Below are 490 nucleotides of genomic sequence, written 5' to 3'. Positions count from 1 at the left end.
GCGCCGAACGCATCACCAACGAATACCGCGCCAAACTGGAAGCCGAAGGGCATCCGTGCAAACTGATTTTCGTCACCCCGGACTATTACGAAGAACGCCCGAAAGCCTGCATGAATGGCTGGGGCAGTATTTTTCTGACGGTCACGCCAGACGGAACCGCCCTGCCCTGTCACGGTGCCCGACAGATGCCGGTGCAGTTTCCCAACGTGCGCGACCACAGCATGCAGCACATCTGGTATGACTCGTTCGGCTTCAACCGCTTTCGTGGCTACGACTGGATGCCCGAGCCGTGCCGCTCCTGTGACGAGAAAGAAAAAGACTTCGGCGGCTGTCGCTGCCAGGCGTTCATGCTCACCGGCGATGCAAGCAACGCCGACCCGGTATGCAGCAAGTCGCCACAACATGGCGTGATCCTCAAGGCTCGCGAAGAAGCCGAGCACGCGACCCAGACCATCGACCAACTGGCCTTTCGCAATGAACGAAACTCACG

1 protein-coding gene is annotated in these 490 nt (G+C 59.4%); it reads left to right on the top strand.

What is annotated here, in order from left to right; genetic code table 11:
• On the top strand, positions 1-490 hold a 490-nt coding region (locus AC1D1M_RS31485), incomplete at both ends, for an SPASM domain-containing protein (protein ID WP_477778705.1).

Source organism: Pseudomonas sp. P1_F7 (genome assembly GCF_056405655.1).
Note: the sequence above shows the minus strand (reverse complement) of the source record. Positions and strands in the feature narration are given on the sequence as shown.